Source organism: Nannocystis sp. RBIL2, assembly GCF_026626745.1.
Lineage (GTDB): Bacteria > Myxococcota_A > Polyangia > Nannocystales > Nannocystaceae > Nannocystis.
On the sequence record NZ_JAPNJW010000001.1, the window covers coordinates 1278989 to 1298975 of the forward strand.

Annotated in this window: 18 protein-coding genes and 2 tRNA genes; 7 read left to right on the top strand and 13 right to left on the bottom strand. The window is 70.6% G+C overall.

Annotation, left to right across the window (positions count from 1 at the left end):
• The first annotated feature begins 302 nt into the window (after positions 1–302).
• The gene (locus OV090_RS05055) at positions 303–1427 is read left to right on the top strand and encodes an ATP-binding protein (protein WP_267702330.1); all 1125 of its coding nucleotides are present in this window, start codon (positions 303–305) and stop codon (positions 1425–1427) included.
• A gap of 143 nt (positions 1428–1570) precedes the next feature.
• Here the strand turns inward: OV090_RS05055 and OV090_RS05060 are convergent, their stop codons facing one another.
• Together OV090_RS05060 and OV090_RS50480 are read right to left on the bottom strand one after the other, a co-directional pair.
• On the bottom strand, positions 1571–2224 hold the full coding sequence (locus OV090_RS05060; RefSeq protein ID WP_267702331.1) for a cytochrome c: 654 nt from the start codon (positions 2222–2224) through the stop codon (positions 1571–1573).
• Between the two features lie 396 nt (positions 2225–2620).
• Positions 2621–4009: an OmpA family protein gene (locus OV090_RS50480; protein WP_267702332.1), complete on the bottom strand. Its 1389-nt coding sequence runs from the start codon at positions 4007–4009 to the stop codon at positions 2621–2623.
• A gap of 858 nt (positions 4010–4867) precedes the next feature.
• Between OV090_RS50480 and recA the strand changes: the two genes are divergently transcribed.
• A complete protein-coding gene (gene recA / locus OV090_RS05070; protein WP_267702333.1) occupies positions 4868–5938 on the top strand; it encodes a recombinase RecA in 1071 nt (356 codons plus the stop codon).
• Positions 5939–6084: 146 nt separating this feature from the next.
• On the opposite strand, the gene OV090_RS05075 is transcribed toward recA, so the two are convergent.
• From OV090_RS05075 to OV090_RS05100, 6 genes are all read right to left on the bottom strand, one after another.
• A complete protein-coding gene (locus OV090_RS05075; RefSeq protein ID WP_267702334.1) occupies positions 6085–6507 on the bottom strand; it encodes an HNH endonuclease in 423 nt (140 codons plus the stop codon).
• A gap of 45 nt (positions 6508–6552) precedes the next feature.
• On the bottom strand, positions 6553–6765 hold the full coding sequence (locus OV090_RS05080; protein WP_267702335.1) for a hypothetical protein: 213 nt from the start codon (positions 6763–6765) through the stop codon (positions 6553–6555).
• Positions 6766–6779: 14 nt separating this feature from the next.
• Positions 6780–6852, bottom strand: a tRNA-Ala gene (locus OV090_RS05085).
• Positions 6853–6873: 21 nt separating this feature from the next.
• Positions 6874–6946: transfer RNA gene (locus OV090_RS05090), tRNA-Ala, on the bottom strand.
• Positions 6947–7221: 275 nt separating this feature from the next.
• Entirely contained in the window at positions 7222–7389 is a 168-nt protein-coding gene (locus OV090_RS05095; RefSeq protein WP_267702336.1) for a hypothetical protein, read from the bottom strand.
• A gap of 578 nt (positions 7390–7967) precedes the next feature.
• On the bottom strand, positions 7968–8852 hold the full coding sequence (locus OV090_RS05100) for an SRPBCC family protein (protein WP_267702337.1): 885 nt from the start codon (positions 8850–8852) through the stop codon (positions 7968–7970).
• 672 nt (positions 8853–9524) lie between these two features.
• Between OV090_RS05100 and OV090_RS05105 the strand changes: the two genes are divergently transcribed.
• A complete protein-coding gene (locus tag OV090_RS05105; RefSeq protein ID WP_267702338.1) occupies positions 9525–9950 on the top strand; it encodes a hypothetical protein in 426 nt (141 codons plus the stop codon).
• Between the two features lie 61 nt (positions 9951–10011).
• Positions 10012–12297: a neutral/alkaline ceramidase gene (locus OV090_RS05110; protein ID WP_267702339.1), complete on the top strand. Its 2286-nt coding sequence runs from the start codon at positions 10012–10014 to the stop codon at positions 12295–12297.
• Between the two features lie 66 nt (positions 12298–12363).
• Here OV090_RS05110 and OV090_RS05115 read toward each other — a convergent pair whose 3' ends face one another.
• Both OV090_RS05115 and OV090_RS05120 read right to left on the bottom strand, forming a co-directional pair.
• Positions 12364–12687: a hypothetical protein gene (locus tag OV090_RS05115; protein WP_267702340.1), complete on the bottom strand. Its 324-nt coding sequence runs from the start codon at positions 12685–12687 to the stop codon at positions 12364–12366.
• 53 nt (positions 12688–12740) lie between these two features.
• Positions 12741–13643 carry a DMT family transporter gene (locus OV090_RS05120; RefSeq protein ID WP_267702341.1) on the bottom strand — a complete coding sequence of 301 codons (903 nt, stop codon included), beginning with the start codon at positions 13641–13643 and terminating at the stop codon, positions 12741–12743.
• A 156-nt stretch (positions 13644–13799) separates the two neighbouring features.
• Here OV090_RS05120 and OV090_RS05125 point away from each other — a divergent pair, with 156 nt between their 5' ends.
• Both OV090_RS05125 and OV090_RS05130 read left to right on the top strand, forming a co-directional pair.
• Positions 13800–14312, top strand: coding sequence for a GNAT family N-acetyltransferase (locus OV090_RS05125; protein WP_267702342.1), 513 nt, complete (start codon positions 13800–13802; stop codon positions 14310–14312).
• Positions 14309–15208: a class I SAM-dependent methyltransferase gene (locus OV090_RS05130; protein WP_267702343.1), complete on the top strand. Its 900-nt coding sequence runs from the start codon at positions 14309–14311 to the stop codon at positions 15206–15208. The genes OV090_RS05125 and OV090_RS05130 overlap by 4 nt, the downstream gene beginning before the upstream one ends.
• A 112-nt stretch (positions 15209–15320) precedes the next feature.
• Here the strand turns inward: OV090_RS05130 and clpA are convergent, their stop codons facing one another.
• Together clpA and clpS are read right to left on the bottom strand one after the other, a co-directional pair.
• A complete protein-coding gene (gene clpA, locus OV090_RS05135; protein WP_267702344.1) occupies positions 15321–17699 on the bottom strand; it encodes an ATP-dependent Clp protease ATP-binding subunit ClpA in 2379 nt (792 codons plus the stop codon).
• On the bottom strand, positions 17686–18030 hold the full coding sequence (clpS, locus tag OV090_RS05140) for an ATP-dependent Clp protease adapter ClpS (RefSeq protein ID WP_267702345.1): 345 nt from the start codon (positions 18028–18030) through the stop codon (positions 17686–17688). The genes clpA and clpS overlap by 14 nt, the downstream gene beginning before the upstream one ends.
• An 83-nt stretch (positions 18031–18113) precedes the next feature.
• Here clpS and OV090_RS05145 point away from each other — a divergent pair, with 83 nt between their 5' ends.
• Entirely contained in the window at positions 18114–19301 is a 1188-nt protein-coding gene (locus OV090_RS05145) for a peptidogalycan biosysnthesis protein (RefSeq protein WP_267702346.1), read from the top strand.
• Positions 19302–19392: 91 nt separating this feature from the next.
• Here the strand turns inward: OV090_RS05145 and OV090_RS05150 are convergent, their stop codons facing one another.
• Positions 19393–19977 carry a peptide chain release factor-like protein gene (locus OV090_RS05150; RefSeq protein ID WP_267702347.1) on the bottom strand — a complete coding sequence of 195 codons (585 nt, stop codon included), beginning with the start codon at positions 19975–19977 and terminating at the stop codon, positions 19393–19395.
• Positions 19978–19987: the final 10 nt, after the last annotated feature.

Consider the following 19987-nt stretch of genomic DNA (forward strand, 5'->3'; position numbering starts at 1 on the left):
CTCACGTGCGACCTCCTGCGCGCTTGCCCGTCGACGCGCGAGCGCCCCTCGTCCTCCTGGCGCCTGCCCGGAGTCCGCCGGTTTCGCAGGGCCGCGAGGACCAGCCCTGCGCGCCCGCACCGCGGCCTCAAGGGTCCCGCCGGCCGCACGCGTCGGGTCGCTCACCGAGCGCCGCCCGCTCGCCGCCTGGCGCGCCGGATATTGACTTCCCCGCCCGGCCCGGGGGACACCGAGAACGCGTGAGCACCCCGTCCACCTCTCGCGCCCCCGATTCGCCCCCCGCGGCGCGCGACCGATCGGACATGCCCGATCGATTCGGTACTTCAGGACATGTCCTGAGCGACATTCCCGAAGAGCCATCCATGCTCTCGCCGCGCGCCTTCGTGCGCGTGTGGCTGCCGATCGCCGCGTTCACTGCCCTGCACTACGGCACCGGCATGGAGCACGACTGGGCCCACGACGTGCTGCGGCGCATGTACTATCTGCCGATCGTGCTGGCCGCCTTCGACCACGGCCTGCGCGGCGGCTTGCTCGCGGCCGCAGTGTCCTCGCTGGTCTACCTGCCGCACGCCTTCTCGCTGTCGCCGGGGCACCACCACGATCCCGGCGGCGGCGTCGACAAGGCGCTCGAGGTGCTGCTCTACAACCTCGTCGGCGCGACCGCTGGCCTCTTGGCCGACCGCGAACGCAGCCGCCGGCGCGAGCTCCAGCGGGCCCTCGCCGACCAGCAGCGGCTCACCCGCGAGCTCGTGCGTGCCGGTCGCCTCTCGGCCCTCGGCGAGGTCGTCGCGGGCCTCGCCCACGAGATCAAGAACCCCCTGCACGCCCTCGCCGGCACCGCCGAGGTCGTCGGTCCGCTCATCCCGCCCGACGCCGAGGAGCGGCACATGTGGGACATCCACGTCGCCGAGCTCGGCCGCCTCTCGCGCCTCGCCGAGCGCTACCTATCGTTCGCCCGCCCGAGCCCGAGCGAGCTCGTCGCCCTCGATCTGCGTCGCGTCGCCGAGCAGGTCGCCGAGCTGTGCGTCGCCGAGGCCCGGGGCAAGCGCGTCGAGGTCGAGCTCGACCTGCCCGAAGCGCCCGTCGACATCCGCGGCGACCGCGATCAGCTGGCCAGCCTCGGCCTCCACGTCGCGGTCAACGCCCTGCGCGCGATCGCCTCGACGGGGCGTCCCGGGCGCCTGCGGATCGCCGCGCGCATCGAAGGCGATCACGCCCTCCTCGTCCTCGACAACGACGGCCCGCCGTTGACCGAGAGCGAGCGCAAGCAGCTGTTCACGCCCTTTTACAGCGGCGACGCCCAGGGCACCGGCCTCGGCCTGGCCATCGCCGCCCGCGTCGCCGACCAGCACGGCGGCAGCATCGACGCCGACAACGCCGGCCTCGGCGTCCGCTTCAGCCTGCGCCTGCCGCGGATCACCGCCTGAGCGCCGAGCTCTCATCCAGCGACGGCGTCATCGCGCGGGCCGATTGTCCCATCGCCTGTCCTCTGCGACATGGCCGAATCACCATGCCTTCGCGAACATGGCGCCCGGGACATGCCCCGAGCGCCATGCCGAGCGCGCCTCGACTACATCTTCTTGACGTAGGCGGCGACCGCGTCGATCTCTTCCTTCGACAGCTTCTCCTTGAACGCCTTCATCTTGGTGCCGTCGACGCCGTCGGCGATCGCCTTGACCACCGCGGCCTTGCTGTGCTTGCCCTGCCAGTCCTTCGCGGACATGTCCGGGATGTTGTTCTTCTTCTGCACCTCGGCGCCCTTGCCGTCGATCGCGTGGCAGACCTTGCACTTGGCGTCGTAGATCGCCTTCGCGTCGATCTTCGCCGAGGTGTCCTCCGCCTTCTTCGGCTCGGTCTTCTTCGGCTCGGTCTTCTTCGCGTCGGTCGCGGGCGCCTTCACGTCGCCCTCGGGAGCCTTCGCGTCGCCCTCCGGCGCCTTCGCGTCGCCTGCGGGCGGCGTGCCCTCGGCCGCCTTCGCGTCCTCGGCCGCCTTCGCGTCCGCCGCTGCCTTCGCGTCCTCGGCCGCCTTCGCGTCCGCCGCTGCCTTCGCGTCCGCTGCCGCCTTCGCGTCCGCTGCCGCCTTCGCGTCGTCGGCCTTGGCCTCGACCTTCTTCTCCTCGACCTTCTTCTCCTCGGCCTTCTGGCCGCTGTCGCAGGCGACCAGCGCCACCGCGGCGCACAGTCCGACGTTGCGGGTGATTCTCAGGACGGTCTTCAGGGTCATGTTCGCACTCCTTGTCGGCCCGCGGAGCTTGTCGCGGAGGGGGCCAGGGCCGCGAATCGTACCGAAGCGTCGCCAACGCGACAAGTTGCCGCACGAGCGCGCCACCGCGCCGCGAGCGAGGCTCTCTGCGTCGCCGCGCGCGTCGCTGCCCTCGGGTCGGCAGCGACGCGAAGACCTCCGCAGCGCAGCTCGACGCGCGCACGTGGCCGCGAGCCTCGCTCGCAGTGTCACTGCGCTGTGACGAGCGGCGTCCGCGAGCAGCGTCGCGTCGCGTGCTCGGGACGACTCGCTCCGCCCCGCTCACCGCGACGTCGGCCCGAACAACGGCGAAGGCCGCCGCGAGCGAGCTCGGGGCGGCCTTCTCCTCCCCGCCGACCGAGGGCCGGCGGATCACGATCACTGCACGAGGATCGTGAACTCGATGCGGCGGTTCTTGGCGCGACCGGCCGCGGTCTTGTTGGTGTCGACCGGCTCGTCCATACCCGCGCCGCGCGACTCGATGCGGGCGTTGTCGATGCCGTGCTCGACCAGGTACTCCTTGACGGCCGCGGCGCGCTTGCCCGAGAGCGTCTTGTTGTACTCGGGCGAGCCGGTGCTGTCGGTGTGACCCGAGATCTCGATGCGGATCGACGGGAACTCCTTGAGCACCGCGACCGCGCGGTCGAGGACCGGCCGCGACTTCGGCTTGATGGTCGCCTTGTCGAGGTCGAAGTAGATGCCCTTGATCGTGCCGGTGAACTTCGCGAGGGCCGTCGGGATCTCGTCCGGGCAGCCGTCCTCGTCCTGGTAGCCGTTGCGGGTCTCCGGCTGCGTCGGGCACTTGTCGTCGGGATCGAGGATGCCGTCGCCGTCGGTGTCCGGGATCGGGCAGCCATCCGGCTCGACGCCCGGATCGTCGGGGCACTTGTCGACGATGTCGAGGAAGCCGTCGCCGTCGCGGTCCTTGAGCGGGCAGCCGTCGGGCGCAACGCCGGGGACATCCGGGCACGCGTCCTGGCTGTCCATGAAGCCGTCGCCGTCGCGGTCGCGCTCAGGACAGCCGTCGGGGGCGATGCCCGGCTCGAACGGACAGGAGTCGGCGTTGTCGAGGAAGCCGTCGCCGTCGCTGTCCTTCTCGGCCGCCGGCGCCTTCTTCTTGCGGTTCAGCGTCAGCGACAGGCCGAGCAGCACCTCGGGGTAGATGACCGCGCCGTTGTCGACGCGGAGGCGGGCCGCGACGACGTTGCGGACGTCGAGGCGCAGCATCGCGTAATGCGAGATGTAGTACTTGACGCCGCCGCCGTAGTGCGTCGACTCGTCGATGTCGTTGCCGAGCGCGCCGGTCGTCCCGATCGCGCCGCCGCCGACGAGGACGAACGGAGTGATGCGCCAGAACGGGATCTGGCCGATCACGTGCGCGCGGAAGTTGAAGAGGATCGCCCGCGTGTCCGGCGAATCGGTGTTGGTGATGTGAGTCGGCATGACGCCGCCCTCGATCTCACCGCCGAGGAAGCTGAGCGGGTAGTACGCGAAGCGGGCCCCGATCTCGGGCGCTACCTTGCGGTACGGCTTCCAGAACTCCTCGCCGCCCGACTGCAGCGACTGCAGCTGGCGGACCGGGTCGAACAACTCGTGCGCCGAGCCGCCCGGCATGAAGATGCCGCCGAAGATGCCCAGCTCGAACATGTTGCGCTCGGGCCGACAGCGTCTGATCCACTTGACGCTGGTGTCGTTCTGACACTTGTCGCCCGACTTCTTCGCCTTCTTCCCGCTCGCCCCGCCGCTCGCCTTGGCATCGGTCTTCACGCCCGACGTGTCGGCCGAGATCGAAGCACCCGCCGAGGGCCCTTCGGGCGTCGGCGCCGGGGTCGCCGCGGGCTCGGCTGCGGGTGCCGCGGCGTCGCCGGCCGGCTGAGCCGCGAGCGCGGGCGTCGCTACGAGCCCAGCGACCAGGGCAGCTCCGAGTCGGATTGAAAAGCGATTCATCTGTCGTCTCTCCTCGAGGGAAAACCGGAACACGCCGCGCGACCCGGGCGCGTGCTCGGAGTGGGGGACCGCAAGGTGGTGGGTCGAGTGCTGTGCGTCGAGTCGCTCACGCGATGGGGAACTGGGGGGTCGGGCAACTCACCACGAGGGCTTCGCCCTCGGCTCTGCCGTTTATGGCACACCGGGGCCCCGGCTGGGAACCCACCCTTCGGGCGTTGCAACACCCAACAGGGCCGTCCGGTTGTCGCACACAATCGAAGAACACGCGAAAAGGCGGTGAAATCCTGGGCATCGCGACCTCCTTCCCGGCCGGCCTGCACGCCGCCTGCCAGTGACGTTCTGGGGGCTCCGGGACCCGGGTAGACACGGTTCCTCCGCGGTTTGCACTGACCCGGGGCCGCGGACCGGACGGAGACCTGCGGGGACAATCCCCGACCTGAAACTACCAACCGCGATCCGCGCCAGACCTTTCGGACAGCTCAGGAAAGTCGCCGCGAAGATCGCCCGAGAACCGGCGCGTCAACCCACGGACAAAAACCGTAAATTAGCCCGGCCAGCCCGCGGGACAGCGGCGCCCGCGACTGTCCAACCGATGGGCCATGTCCCGGAGGCCATGACCTCAAGTGCTCGCAACTCTTGCGAGCGAGCGTGGGCATGTCGCCCGCAAGGACGAGCGGCATGGCAAGCCAACGAAATTCCGCCACTCCCCTCGTCGTCCACGAACACCGCGTCACCCTGCAGAAAGCCATCGACAGCATCGTCCAGCGCTTCGGCAAGGGCGCCATCATGGCTCTGGGCGGCGACCCCGGCGACCGTCAGTCCTTCGAGGTCGTGTCGACCGGCTCCCTCAACCTCGATCGCGCCCTGGGCATCGGCGGCCTGCCGCGCGGTCGCATCGTCGAGATCTACGGCCCCGAGTCGTCGGGCAAGACGACCCTCATGCTGCACGCGATCGCCGAGGCCCAGCGGCAGAAGCTCGCCTGCGCCTTCATCGACGCCGAGCACGCGCTCGACGTCAAGTATGCCCAGCGCCTCGGCGTGCGCCTGGAGGACCTGCTCATCTCGCAGCCCGACTGCGGCGAGCAGGCGCTCGACATCGTCGACACCCTCGCGCGCACCGGCGGCATGGGCCTCATCGTCATCGACTCCGTCGCCGCCCTCATCCCGCGCGCCGAGCTCGAGGGCGACATGGGCGACCAGCACCTCGGCCTGCAGGCCCGCCTCATGAGCCAGGCAATGAGGAAAATCGCGGGCATCGCCTTCACCACCAACACCCTCGTCGTCTTCATCAACCAGCTGCGCCACAAGATCGGCGTCACCTTCGGCTCTCCGGAGACGACCACCGGCGGCAACGCCCTCAAGTACTTCGCCAGCGTCCGCCTCGACATCCGCCGGATCGCCACGGTGCGCGACGGCGAGGACGCGGTCGCCAACCGCTGCCGCGTCAAGGTGGTCAAGAACAAGTGCGCGCCGCCCTTTACCGAGGCGCAGTTCGAGATCGCGTTCGGGACCGGCATCGACCGTGACGCCGAGATCCTCGACTGGGCCCTGGGCCGCAACATCGTCACCAAGGCGGGCAGCTGGTTCTCGCTCGGCGACATCCGGGTCGGCCAGGGCCGCGCGGCCGCGCTCGAGTGGCTGCGCAATCACCCCACCGAGCGCGACGGCCTGCTGGCCCGCGCCATGACCGACCTCGCCGTGCCCACGTCCGGCGCGCCGGCCGAGGAGGAGGAAGCCCGCGCGGCCTGAACGCGGCGAAGCCCTCGCGCCCAGCCCGAGCCTCGCGGCAACCTTCGCCCGCGAGCGCGCCACCCCCAAGGTCGTACGCGCTCCCTCATCATCAAAACAAGAGCGGGCGGAAGCATCGCCTCCGCCCGCTCACCCTCGCGGCTCATTCACGCCACCTGCAGCTCGCGCTCGAGCAAGAACTTCCACAGCGGCTTGTTGCTCTTGCGCGCGTTGCACGGCCGGCAGCACGGCACCAGGTTGTCCGGCTCGTTGCTCCCGCCGCGCGAGCGCGGGATCACGTGGTCCCGCGTCACGCTGCGCCGGGTCAACCGCGCGTTGCAGTACGCGCAGAAGATCAGCACGTTCCACTCGTAGAAGCGGAACTCTCGCGTGAAGCACGGGTCGAGCCGGCCTCGAATCACGTCGGCGACGGACGCCTTGACGAACTTGCTCATGTCCCGGAACCGGCCCAGACGCCCGTCACCCTTGCGCAGCGCTCTCCGACGAAGATGCCGCGCCAGGTAGAAATCGGGGCCCCGCTCCGGGCGGGTACACAAGGTGTCGTAGTGGTTTTTGATCAGCGACTGCATGGCTCTCCTCCCCCTCTCACCGCTCGTCTCTCACCCGCGTGGATCTCAATCGACGTAGATGAGCGTGCTCCACGTCGGCACGGCCACCACCTCGCTCGCGCGGAACTCGACCCTCGCCTCGACCTCCATGTCCTCGCCCGTCAGACGGACGCGGTCGCCCGCGCGGATGCACAGCTCGCCGAGCCGATGCGTGGTCAAGGGGATCCGGATGCAATGATCCAGAGTCCGGTCGTTCAAGTTGGCCTCGATCGTTCGCATACTCACCTCCTCAGTGGACAAGGCGGGGTTCGAACCCGCGACCTCCGCGCTGCCAGCGCGGCGCTCTCCCGGCTGAGCTACAAGCCCGGAACAAACACGATGTCTCGATGGAGAAGGTCGGACTCGAACCGACGACCTCCTGCGTGCGAAGCAGGCGCTCTCCCGACTGAGCTACGACCCCATTGTCCGATGCGTCACCGCACCGCCCTGCACCCGCGCCGGCGAACGACCGAAGCCCGCCGACGATCCGTCGATTCGCAGCGACCGATCATTCGCCCGAACGCATTGCCGACATGCCCGAACGGACATGTCATGGCATTCGCCGCGTCACCCACAATCGGGCGACTCGTCGAGCGCTTCGAACATCCCTACCGCGACGGCGGAGCGCGGTCGGCACGCCGACCGATGCCTCGGGCTTGTTCTCGTTTTCGGACGCGACCGCGCAGCAGCGGCGCTTCAGGCCAGATTCGCGAGGAAGCGCTGGAAACCGCGTCCATGCCATCCCGCGCGACCGGCCTGCCGATCGGCTGCAAGACCCGCCGAGAGCTCCACCGCCGGCATCATCGGTTCGGCTGTGGGATTCTGGGGGATCGTGCAGGGAAGGATGTCGTGGACGGAACGCATGGCGCCTACCTCATGAATGCCCGCAACACTACCAGTCACGCGACGGCCCTGTCAAGCACAGTGCATCAAAAATTCGCGACTCATCGCAATCATCACAGCTCCGAGTCGGCCCTCGCCGACCGGTCGGCTCAATCACTGCACTTCGGCGCGCGCCCCCGCGCCCGGCCTGCCGCACGCGGCCGGTGACTCCATGATCCCGTCCGCGAGAAACCGCTGTTCCGAACCGACCACCGTCTCGCTCGCCTCCAGGCGGGGGCGTACGAGGAGCACTGTCACGGGACCGCGATGGGCGAGTCGGCCCACGACGCCGCCGAGGCACCGGTCGCATAGCGGAAGCTCGACCTCGCGCGGCTCCATCCGGGACGGCGAAGGGTCCGCAAGCCCACCCATCGCACGCGTCCATCATGTCTTTTCAGCCATGTCCTCTCGGACACAAACCAACTACCTCCACTCTCAGCTCCGAGGCATCACACCCGTCCACGGACGCAGCGCACGAAGCCACGAACGCCGAAGGTCGAGACGCAACATGCGTCTCGACCTCGGCGAGTCGGCCGTCATCCGGCCGGGAAGTCACTACTTCAGTACCGTGCCGGCGGATCGCTGGCCGGGAACGACTCGTCGGACTCGAAGTCGACGCGGTCCTGGAACGACGCGCGGCGCTCCTCGTCGACCCGCTGGCGCGACTGCGCGAGCGCGGGCTCCTCGGACTTCCACTCGCCCGTCCCCTCGCCGACATCGGTCTGCTCGCTCGCGCGATCGCTGCGCCACTCGAGGATCTGCTTCAGTCGCGCGAGGTCGCGGCCCAGCGCGCGCTGGGGGTCACGACCGATGAAGCGCGCGACCCATGCCCCGAGCTCGCCGGCCACCGGCTCCTGATACAGCCGCACCCACACCTCGGTGCCGCCAGACGCCGACGCGCGGAACTCCACGCAGCCCTCGCAGGGCCGCGCGGCACCCTCACGCGAGCGCCACGCGATCCGCTGACGCTCGATGTCCTGCGTCACCTCGACCGCGACCTCGACGGGTCGTCCGAACGGCCCCTCGGCCAGCCAGCTCCAGCCGCCGCGGTCGAGCCGGGACACCCGGCTCACGTCGGCCATGAATTGCGGCAGGTTCTGGAAGCGGCGCCAGAACGAATACACCTCGCCGGCGGGCCGCTCGATCGTCACCGCCGCCTCGGCCACCACGGCGCGGCCTGGATCGACGCCGGGATACGGCGCGCCGCGGCGCTCGGTGTCGATCTGCATCGCCCGGTAGAACACGCTCTGACCGGTCACGCCGCGGCGCATCAACGAGCCTCCGGCCAGCGCAACGACCAGCGAAAGCGGCCATCGGCGCGCCCGCACCAGCCCCCACGCGACCATCCAGGCCCCTGCCAGCAGCGAGGCAGCGCGCTCGCGCTGCCCGACATTTTGCGCGCAGACCGTGTCTGCGCCTCGCACGCATGAGCTCGAATTCTCCATCGCGGGCCTCCGCCGAGTACATGGACGCCATCGCCCGGTTGCGCCAGCGGCCGCGGCGTTTTCCTCGTCCGGCCGCGCCGCCACGGTCGAGCTCGCCGGAGAGCCCCACGAACCTCTGCTGCATCCTTCTTCGCGCGCCGCGACGTGAGCGCGCCGCGAGCCGCCGCGCCCACCGCACCCGGCGGCCTCGCCGGCTGTCTGTTCGGTCAGGTCGCGTAGGTGCCCGCCACCGACGAACCCGCGCCCATCATGCCGGCCGGAACCCGGCCCTGCTCGACCTCATCCACCGAAGAGCTCAGCGAGCGCGGCGCTCACATCATCTGTCTCTCAAGACATGTCCCATCGACAAGCTCGATGCCCGTCCCCTCCGCATCGGCGACTGCGGCAATTGGGAAAAACACCTCCGCAGATCTCCGAACACCGCGCCGCGATCCCGGGCAACGCCCCAGCGTCGCCTGCGCGGCGCAACTCCGGTCCGCATCGGCGCTGGAGCGAACGCTGCCACGGACCCTGCGCCGGACCATCCTCAAAGCCCCGACGCGAGCACACGCCCCGCGGACGGAAGTCCGTCAGAGCTCGCGCGAGGCAAAACATTCGCACCGCTGCGACTGCACGAGCCGCCGCGATCGCGGGCGCGCCCGGCTCCTCCCGCGTACAATGTGGGCAGTCGTCATGGCGATCACCCTCGACCTCTCGCACGTGCCGCTCGCCCTGTCCCGGTTCGACGGCGAGCAGAGTCTGGACGAGGTCGAGCAGTACATCGACCGCATGTCCGAGATCCACGCCCGCCAACAGCCCTACGTCAGCATCGTCTGGATGCGCCGCTACGCCCGCGGTGCGGCGCACACCGATCGGATGGGCAAATGGATCAAGGACACCGAGGAGTCTACCCGCCGCTACTGCATGGGCGTCGCCATGATCAGCCAGTCGACCGGCTTTCGCTTCGCCCTGGCGGCGATCTTCCTGATCCGGCCGATGCCGTGCCCTTATCTGGTCTGCGGGACATGGTCCGAGGCCATCGCCTATGCGCGGGCCCAGGCCGGCAAGGGCGGCGTCGTGCTGCCCGAGCTGGCCAGCCCGTGGCCCGAGCTGGCCTGAGGTCGGCCGAGGCCGCGGGACCTCACTCGGCGCCGCCCCGGGCGCGCTGTACCATGGCGGGATGCGTCGTCCTGCCCTCGCCTTGCCCGCCTTCCTCGCGCTCGCCGCCTGCGGCGACGACACTGGCACCTCCACCGGGGCATCGGCCACCGACACCAGCACCTCCACGACCGCGCCGACCTCCTCCACGACTGTCTCTTCGGACAGCCAGAGCGACACCGCGACTCCGCCGACCACCAGCGGCGGCAGCGACAGCGACAGCGCCTCGACGGGCACCGCCACCTCGCCGACCGGCGGCGACACCACCACCGGCGGCGAGGTCACCTGCGACCAATCGCCGCATTACCGCGTCGGCGCGGCGATCCGCGACATCACCGGCCCCTCCGCCGAGCTGGTGATGATGGGCTACTCGATGCCGGAGCAGAAGGCCGAGGGCATCAGCACGCGGCTGTGGGCGCGCGCCTTCGTCGTCGAGCACCCGTGTAGCGGCACCCGGATCGCCTTCGTCAGCGCCGACCTCGGCCAGGTGTTCCAGGGCGTCCACCTCGAGGTCGTCAAGCGGCTCAAGGAGAAGCTCGGCGCCGACCGCTACGACTTCGACAACATCGCGCTCTCGGCCACGCACACGCACTCGGGTCTCGGCGGCTTCTCGCACTACACCATGTTCAACCTGGCCGTCGGCGGCTACGACCCCGACAACTTCGAGGTCATCGTCGCCGGCATCGTCGACGCGATCGTCGCCGCCGACGCCGGCCTCGATCACGGCGTCGTCAAGATCGCCCAGGGCCCGCTGCAGGACGCCAACTGGAACCGCAGCCCGCAGGCCTACGCCGAGAACCCCGATCCCGAGCGCGCCGCCCACGAGGCCGAGATGATGCGCGACACCAACACTGCGATGACCGTGCTGCGATTTGAGCGCACCGGCGAGGGCGAGCTCGACGGCCAGCCGATCGGCATGCTCACCTGGTTCTCGAGCCACGCCACCAGCGTCTCGAACCAGAACCGCCTCGTCAGCGGCGATCACAAGGGCCTCGCCTCCTACTTCATGGAGAAGCACTTCGGCGCCGACTACACCGCGCCGAGCCCGTTCGTCGCCGCCTTCGCCCAGAGCGACGCCGGCGACGTCTCGCCAAGCGAGGTCATCGTCGGCGAGCCGAAGAACACCGTAGTGCGCCCGTGCGACGACAGCCCTGACCCCGACTGCGACGACCTCGGCAACGCCGTCGTCCACGGCACCTGGCAGTACGAGCGCGCCCTCGAGCTGTTCGACGAGGCCGGCGAGCACCTGCGCGGACCGGCCGCCGGGCGGCTCGCCTTCGTCGACATGGAGAACGTCACCGTCGGCCCCGAGTTCACCGGCGAGGACGAGCACACCACCTGCCACGCCGCGATCGGCTTCTCGATCGCCGCCGGCGCCGAGGACGGCGTCGCGGTCGCCTTCATCGAAGAGGGCATCGTCTACGGCGACCTGCCCAAGGTCACCCTCGTGCCCGAGGACCAGGCGTGCCACGAGGAGAAGACCATCCTGCTGCCCGTCGGGCGCATGCTCCCGTATCCGTGGTCACCGACGATCTTGCCGGCCCAGGTGCTGCGCCTCGGCGGCCTCGCCATCCTCCCCGCGCCGTTCGAGGTCACCACGATCTCCGGCCGCCGCCTGCGCAACACCGTCCTCGCCACGCTCGCGGACACCGGTGTCACGCGGGCAGTGATCGCCGGCCTCTCGAACGGCTACTCGAGCTACGTCACCACCCGCGAGGAGTACTCGATCCAGCACTACGAGGGCGCCTTCACGCAGTTCGGCCCGTGGACCCTGGCCGCCTGGCAGCAGGAGTTCTCGCAGGTCGCCGAGGCGCTGCGCGACGGCGTCCAGGCGCCGCACAAGGCGACCCCGCTCGACCTCAGCGACGACCAGATCCTCAACGTCCCCGGCGTCGTCGCCGACTCGCCGTGCGCCCTGCTCGACGCGATCCTGTGCTTCTCCGAGAAGTTCGGCGACGTCGTCACGCCCCCGCCGGCCAGCGCCGGACCCGGCGACCTGGTCAAGGTGACCTTCCGCGGCGCGCACCCTCGCAACGACCTGCGCACTGGCACCGGCTACCTCGAGGTCCAGCGCGACGACGGCGGCACGTGGAAGGTCGTCGCTCGCGACTGGGACCCCGAGACGCGGTTCCGCTGGCGCCGCACCGGCGGCCCGCTGAGCCCGACCTCCGAGGTCGACGTCGAGTGGAAGCTCCCCGACGCCGTCGTCCCCGGCACCTACAGGATCGTCTACAACGGCGACGCCAAGTCGCTGCTCGGCACCTTCACCCCGATCTCGGGCACCTCGCCGACCTTCACGGTCCAGTGAGACGGGCGCCTCGGGACATGTCCCTGCCGACATGTCTCGAGCGACCTTGCGCTCAGGACCTGCTCCTCAGGCCAGATCGACCGGATGGAAGTGCGAGAACGGCCGGCCGAGCTCGGCCACCTCGGACGGCGCGATCCATTGGCACACCGCCTCGAACTGGGCCCACAGCTGCTGCACCACCGGGTTCTCGTGGGCGCGGCGGACCGCGTCCTCCGAGGCCCACTCGAACACCTCGAGGATCGAGCCGTCGATCGCGCGCATCACGATCGGCTCGCGGTCGGTGGCGAGGTCCTGGGCGCGCAGCGTGGGCACGTGGCCGCGCAGCAGCTCGAGCAGCTCCTCGGCGCGACCGGGGAGAGGACGGTAGCAGGCGATGACGATGACTCCCATTTCACAGCCGTAGCGCGCGTGAAGAGGGCGGTCAAGGCCGCGAGGGCGTGAGCCTAACGCGGTGGCGAGCGCGACACGCTGGCCGCGTAGATCGCTGCCAGCGACAGCGCCGTACCAGCGGCCTCGACCGCGCCGAACGGCTCGGCGAACACCAGCACGCCCCACAGCGTGGCGAGCACCGGTTGCAGCAGCAGCAACAGCGAACCGCTCGCCGCCGGCACGTGCGGCATGGCCCGCGAGATGAGCGCCCACCCGCCCACGTGCGCGCCGACCCCGAGCAGCAGGAGCAGGCCGAAGTCTCCGGCGCTCGCCACCGCCAGCGATTCGTCCGTCGCCAGCGCCGCCACCACCAGCAGCGCCGCCGCCGTCGCGCTCGACACGAACAGCGCCACCGCGACCCCGAGCGGCCGCTCGCCGCGCTGGGATGTCCGCAAGGACAGGTAGTAGCCGGCGTAGAACACCCCCGTCAGCAGGCCCAGCAGCACGCCCTGCAGGTGGACCGGGCTGCGCTCGAGACCCGGCAGCGCCAGCATCACGGTGCCGACCAGAGCCAGCAGCGCGCACACCCCGAGCCGCCGCGTCAGCCGCTCGCCGAGCAGCAGCGCCGAGAACAGCGCGACCCAGAACACCTGAGTGTTGGCCAGCAGCGTCGCCAGACCTGTCCCGGAGTACAGGATGCTCTTGTGCCACACGAACAGGTCGCCGGCGAAGCAAGCGCCCGCCAGCGCCGCCCACGCGACCGCCGAGCCGCGCCGCTTCGCCTGTCTGTTCGGACCTGTCCGCGAGGCCAGCCACGCCAGCGGCAGCAGGGCCACCGCCCCGAGGCCGCAGCGATACGCGCCGATCGCCGCCGGCCCCAGCGCGATCCACTTGACGAACAGCGCAGTCACGCTGATCACGGCCGCGCCGAGAGCGACGAGCAGCAGAGGCGCGCGCGGAGGTGTGATGTCGGCCATCAGCGAGTTCAACCGTATCGCCGAGATCCACCCGCGGCGGCGCGGGCGCAGGGACGGCGCGCGTCCGCGTCGGCGCGCGCGACACTAGCCCGCCGCCCGGGTCGGCACAAGCGGCTGTGCACCGCGGCGAGGGTCGCGTAAGGTCAAAAGCTGCCGATGCTCGTCCTCAGCCCCGCCACCGCCCACGACCTGGCCGCATTGCAGGTGATCGAGCGCTCGGCCACCGACCTCTATTACGAGGCCGGCTTCTCGCGCCTGGCGATCCGCCCGCGCGGCGATACCGACATGCGCGCCTTGCTGGGCCAGACCACCATCCTGCTGGCGCGCGACGGCGACGACGCGATCGGCTACGTCAGCTACTACCCGCGCGGCCCGTACATGCACCTCGAGGAGATCGCCGTCCGCCGCGACCGCCAGGGCCGCGGCAGCGGCCGCCAGCTCGCCGACCAGGTGCTCGCGGCCGCCCGCGCCGACCCCCAGTGCAGCCACCTGTCGCTGGTGGCCTTCTGCCGCGCCGCCTGGGCCCTCCGCCTCTACGACCGCCTCGGCTTCCGCCCCCTGATCGCCCTGCCCGGCCCCCTGCCCCACGCCGAGCTGCTGACCGAGCTGCTGCCCGAGGCCCCGGCGGACGAGCCGCGACAGGTCATGGTAATGCCGATCGCATCGTGATCCGCCGCGACCTCCACCAGCAGAACCGCCTCGCCTGGGACGCCGCCACCCCCGCGCACAGCAGCCACAAGCGCGACGAGGCCGGCTTCCTCCGCGACGGCGGCACCACCCTGTTCGACGACGAGGTCCACCTGCTCCTCGGCACAGGTCCCGAGGGCCATGTCCTGGAGGACATTCTCAAGTCCGGCGCGCGCCCGCTGAGCGGCCTGCGCCTGCTGCACGCCCCGTGCAACGCCGGGCAGGACACCCTGTCTCTGGCGCAGCTGGGCGCCGACGTCACCGGCGTCGACATCAGCCCGACTGCCATCGCCGCCGCCCAGACGCTGGCCGAGGAGACGGGCATCCCTGCGCGCTTCGTCGTCGGCGACCTGTACGACTGGTTGCCCGCGTGCGAGGTCCAGTTCGACGTCGTCTTCATGACCTACGGCGCGCTGATCTGGATGTCCGACATCGACGCGCTGTTCGCCGCGATCGCGCGGGTGCTGCGGCCCGGGGGTCGACTCGTCGGCCTCGAGTTCCACCCGCTGGCGATGATGTTCGACGAGCACGGCAAGCTCTTCTATCCCTACAGCGGCGGCGCCCACGTCGTCGGCGAGACCGGCGTCGGCGACTACGTGGCGGCCTCCGGGACCGCGCTGGCGCCGTCCGGCTTCGTCGAGGGCCAGGTCGGGTTCAAGAACCCGCACGCCACCCACGAGTTCTCGTGGGGCGTCGCCGACATCCTCGGCGCCCAGCTGCGAGCCGGCCTGGTGCTCGAGGTCGTGCGCGAGTACCCCTACGCCAACGGATGCAAGATCTGGCCCGACCTGGTCGAACAGCCAGGTCGACGCTACGCCCCCGCCGGCGGCGCGGTGCCGCCGCTCATGCTCGGCTGGTCGTCGCGCCGGCCGGAGTGAGCGCCGCGCGTCGGCTCCGCGCACCCTTCGGCCCGGTGCCGCCCGTTCACGGACGACCCAAGAAAAACGCACCTGGCCCATCGACCAGGTGCGCTCTCGGGTCCGCCGCAGCTCAGTTGAGCAGCGTCTCGGGTTTGGCCGGCGCCGGCGGCGTCTCCGGCTCGGGGGCGTCGAAGCGGAACGTCAGCTTGTCGTCGGCGCCGACGTCGACGGTCACGTGGCCGCCGTGCTCGAGCTTGCCGAACAGCAGCTCGTCGACCAGCTTGGCCTTGATCTCCTCGTCGAGGAGGCGGGCCATCGGCCGCGCGCCGTACAGCTTGTCGTAGCCCTTGCGCGCGACCCACGCGCGGGCCGCCTCGGCGAAGCTGAACGTGACCTTGCGGTCGGCGAGCTGCAGCTGCAGCTCGCGCAGCATCTTGTCGGCGACCTGCAGGATGACCTCCGGCGGCAGCGACTTGAACACGACGATGCGGTCGAGTCGGTTGCGGAACTCGGGGCTGAACGTGCGCTCGAGCGCCGCCTTGGGGTCGCCGACCTTGGTGTCCTCGCGCTCGGCGAAGCCGACCTGGCGGGTCGTCATGTCGGTCGCGCCGGCGTTGCTCGTCATGATGAGGATCACGTTGCGGAAGTCGGTCTTGCGGCCGTTGTTGTCGGTCAGCGTCGCGTGGTCCATCACCTGCAGCAGGATCGCGAACAGGTCGGGGTGGGCCTTCTCGATCTCGTCGAGGATCACCACGCTGTGCGGGTTCTTGCTGACCGCGTCGGTCAGCAGCCCGCCCTGGTCGAAGCCGACGTACCCGGGCGGCGCGCCGATCAGGCGGCTGACGCTGTGCTTCTCCATGTACTCGCTCATGTCGAAGCGCAGCAGCGGGACCGCCAGCTGGGCCGCGAGCTGCTTGGCGAGCTCGGTCTTGCCGACGCCGGTGGGGCCGGCGAACAGGAAGCTGCCGATCGGCTTGTCGACCCGGCCGAGGCCGGCGCGCGAGCGCTTGATCGCGGCCGTGACCGTGGCCACCGCCTCGTCTTGCCCGAAGACCAGGTTGCGCAGGCCCGCCTGGAGCGTCTGCAGCACCTCGCGGTCGGAGGTCGAGACCGACTTCGGGGGGATCCGCGCCATGCGGGCGATGACCGCCTCGACGTCGCTGGCGCCGACCGGGATCTTCGGCGGCGACGGGGCCGGGCGGCCCGGGTTGAACGTGACCTGCAGCGCCTTCGCGGACGGCGGCGGAGGCGGCGGCGCGCCGAGGCGCACCGCGGCGCCCGTCTCGTCCATCACGTCGATCGCCGAGTCGGGCAGGTGGCGGTCGCGCAGGTACTTGTGCGCCAGGCGGGCGCACAGTTCGAGCGCCTCGTCGCTGTAGGCCACCGCGTGGTGCTCCTCGTAGGCCGGACGCAGGCCCTTGAGGATGTCGATGGTGTCCTCGACGCTGGGCTCCAAGATCTCCACCTTCTGGAACCGGCGCGCCAGGGCCGCGTCGCGCTCGAACGACTGCTTGAAGTCCTTGTAGGTGGTGGCGCCGATGCAGCGCAGCTCGCCCGACGCCAGCGCCGGCTTGAGCATGTTGCTGGCGTCCATCGTCCCGCCGGACGTCGCGCCGGCGCCGACGATGGTGTGGATCTCGTCGATGAAGAGGATCGCGCCTGGGTCCTTCTGCAGGGCGGCGATCACCGCCTTGAGGCGCTCCTCGAACTGGCCGCGGAATTTGGTGCCGGCGAGGACGGCGCCCATGTCGAGCGCGTACAGCTTGGCCCCCAGCAGCGCCGCCGGCACCTTGCCCTCGTGGACGCGCAGCGCCAGGCCCTCGACCACCGCCGTCTTGCCGACGCCGGGCTCGCCGACCAGCACCGGGTTGTTCTTGCGCCGGCGGCACAGCACCTGGACCACCCGCTGGATCTCCTGCGTGCGGCCGATGAGCAGCTCGATCTTCCCCGCCGCCGCCTTGGCGCTGAGGTCGACGCAGTAGGCGCCGAGCGGGTCGCCCGCCACGCGCTCGTCGTCGTCCTCCTCGCCGCCGACCGGGTTCGGCGCCGGGCGGCCTTGCGGCGCGCGCTCGCTGCTGCCCTTGCCGATCCCGTGCGACAGGAACAGGGTCGCGTCGCGGCGCGTCACCCCGTGCTCGCGCAGCACGTAGGCGGCGAAGCTCTCGCTCTCGGCGAAGATGGCGATCAGGAGGTTGGCGCCGGTGACCTCGGTGCGGCCGGAGCCCTGCACATGGAGTATCGCGCGCTGCAACACGCGGCCGACGCCGATCGTCTGATGGACCGTGGCCTCGGCCTCGTCGGGCAGGCGCTCGACGTTCTGCTCGATGAAGCCCTCGAGCTCGCCGCGCATCTTGTCGACGTCGGCGCTACAGGCCTGGAGCACCTTGCGGGCGCTGGCGTCGTCGAGCAGCGCGAGCAGCAGGTGCTCGAGCGTGATGTACTCGTGGCGCCGCCGCTGGGTATCGGCGATGGCGTGGTTTATCGTCTGCTTGAGTTCATTGCTCAGCATCGGGGTCTTCCTCGGGCTCCATCGACGCCATCAAGGGGCACTCTTGTTGGCGCGCGAGCATGTGTACCTGGGCGACCTTCGTCTCGGCGATCTCGTGGGTGTAGACGCCGGCGACGCCCACGCCGTGGTTATGCACGTGCAGCATGATCGCCGTCGCCTCGGCTTCGCCCTTGTGAAACACGGTCTGCAACAGGCGGACGACGAACTCCATCGGCGTGTAGTCGTCGTTGTGGAGCAGGACGCGGTACATCCGTGGGCGCTGCGTCTTGCGCTCCGTGCGACTCTTCAGCGCAACACTGCCCTTGGGGCTGGATTTCTCACGGCTGGACATGCTGCTGGCACTCTAGTGTAGCCCTCGCGGCGGGGCTTTCCACCCCGCCCGCAGGCAGACCTGTGCTAGCGTACACGAGTCACGTGCCGGATCTGACGACCCGCAGCGTCACAAGCCTGGCGAGCGTCGACGCCGCGTCTTGGGACGCGCTCGCTCACGAGGGCTGCCCCTTTCTAAAGCACGGGTTCCTGCGGGCGCTCGAGTTGTCGGGGTCGATCGGCGACGAAGCGGGTTGGCGGCCGGTGTACGTGCTGGTGGAGCAGCACGGCGCCGGTGGCGCAGGGTCACCCCCGCGCCTGGTCGGTGCGGCGCCCACGTACGTCAAGCGTCACAGCTACGGCGAGTTCATCTTCGACTGGGCGTGGGCGCGGGCGGCCGTGCAGGGCGGCCTGCGCTACTACCCCAAGCTGGTGATCGCCGCGCCGATGACCCCGGCCACCGGTCCCCGCATGCTGATCGCCCCCGACGTCGCGCGCGACGAGATCGTGCGTCACCTGGTCGCCGGCGTGCGCGACGTCGCGGACGCCGAGCGCTGCTGGTCGATCCACTGGTTGTTCACCACGGCCCGCGAGCACGACGAGCTGGCCGCGCACGGCTTCATGCGCCGCGCCAGCTACCAGTATCACTGGCACAACGAGGGCTACGCCGACTTCGAGGCCTTCCTCGCCACCATGACCTCGCGTCGGCGCAAGCAGCTCCGCAAGGAGCGCGCCCGGGCCCGCGAGGGCATCGACGCGCTGGAGTGGGTCCGCGGCCCCGACCTCGGCCCCGACGACCTGGCCGACATCGACCGCTACTACCGCTGCACCGTGCGCGCCTACGGCGGCCTCGACTACCTTCAGACAGGTTTCTTCGAGCATGTCCACAAGGCCATGCCGGAGCAGATGCTGTGGGCCCGCGCTCGCCGCGGCGGTCGGACCATCGCCGGCACCCTCTACTTCGAGACCGACGCGGCGCTGTTCGGCCGCTACTGGGGCTGCGACGAGAACGTCCCGTTCCTCCACTTCGAGGCCGCCTACTACGCGGCCATCGAGCGCTGCATCGCCCGCAAGACCCCGCGCTTCGAGGCCGGGGCCCAGGGCGAGCACAAGCTGCTGCGGGGCTTCGCGCCGGCCCGCACCCACAGCAGCCACTGGTTCCGCCACCCCGGACTCGCCTCCGCGGTCGACCGCTACCTCGCCGAGGAGACGGTCGCCGCCCACGAGCAGATGCGCGAGCTCGAGGACTACCTCCCGTTCCGCGAAGGCACGCCGGACCCCGAGAAGGAATGAGCCGCGGCCCGCGCAGGGACGCGCGAGCGACGTGCGAGCCGCCGCTCGTCGGAACCGGCGCGCGCGCCGACGCATCGACGCGCGCCCTCTCTTACTCGCCGCGCGACGACGCGTTCGGGTCGAGGTCCTCGAGGTGGCCGCGCGCGAACCGGCGGTAGGTCATTCGCGTGCCGCGCCGGTGATCGACGACGACGTCGCCCTGGACCTGGATCGTCCGGACCTTGTCGCCGCGCATGCCGCTACCGGCCTGAGCCTTGCGCGCGGCGCAGCGGTCGGCCCGCGCCGCCTCGCGCTGCTCGGCCGACAGCCGCGCGCGCAGCAGCTCCAGCGCGGTCTCGCGGTTGATGCTCTGGCTGCGGCCGCCGTCGACGCGCACGTGGTGGCCGCTCGGCTTGTGGCGCAGGTGGACCGCGGTCGACGTCTTGTTGCGGTGCTGCCCGCCCTTGCCGCTGCCGCGGCAGAACTCCTCCTCGAGGTCCTCGGGACGGATCTCCACCGCCACCGCCGACGCCGGCTCGAGCACCACCACGGTCACGGTGCTCGAGTGCACCCGACCGCGCTTCTCGGTCGGCGGCACGCGCTGCCAGCGGTGGCCGCCCGCCTCGTCGGCGAACCACCGCGGCGCCGCGCGGCCGATCGCCTTGAAGCAGAGGAACCCGGGGCGCGCGTCGATCACTTCCAGGTCA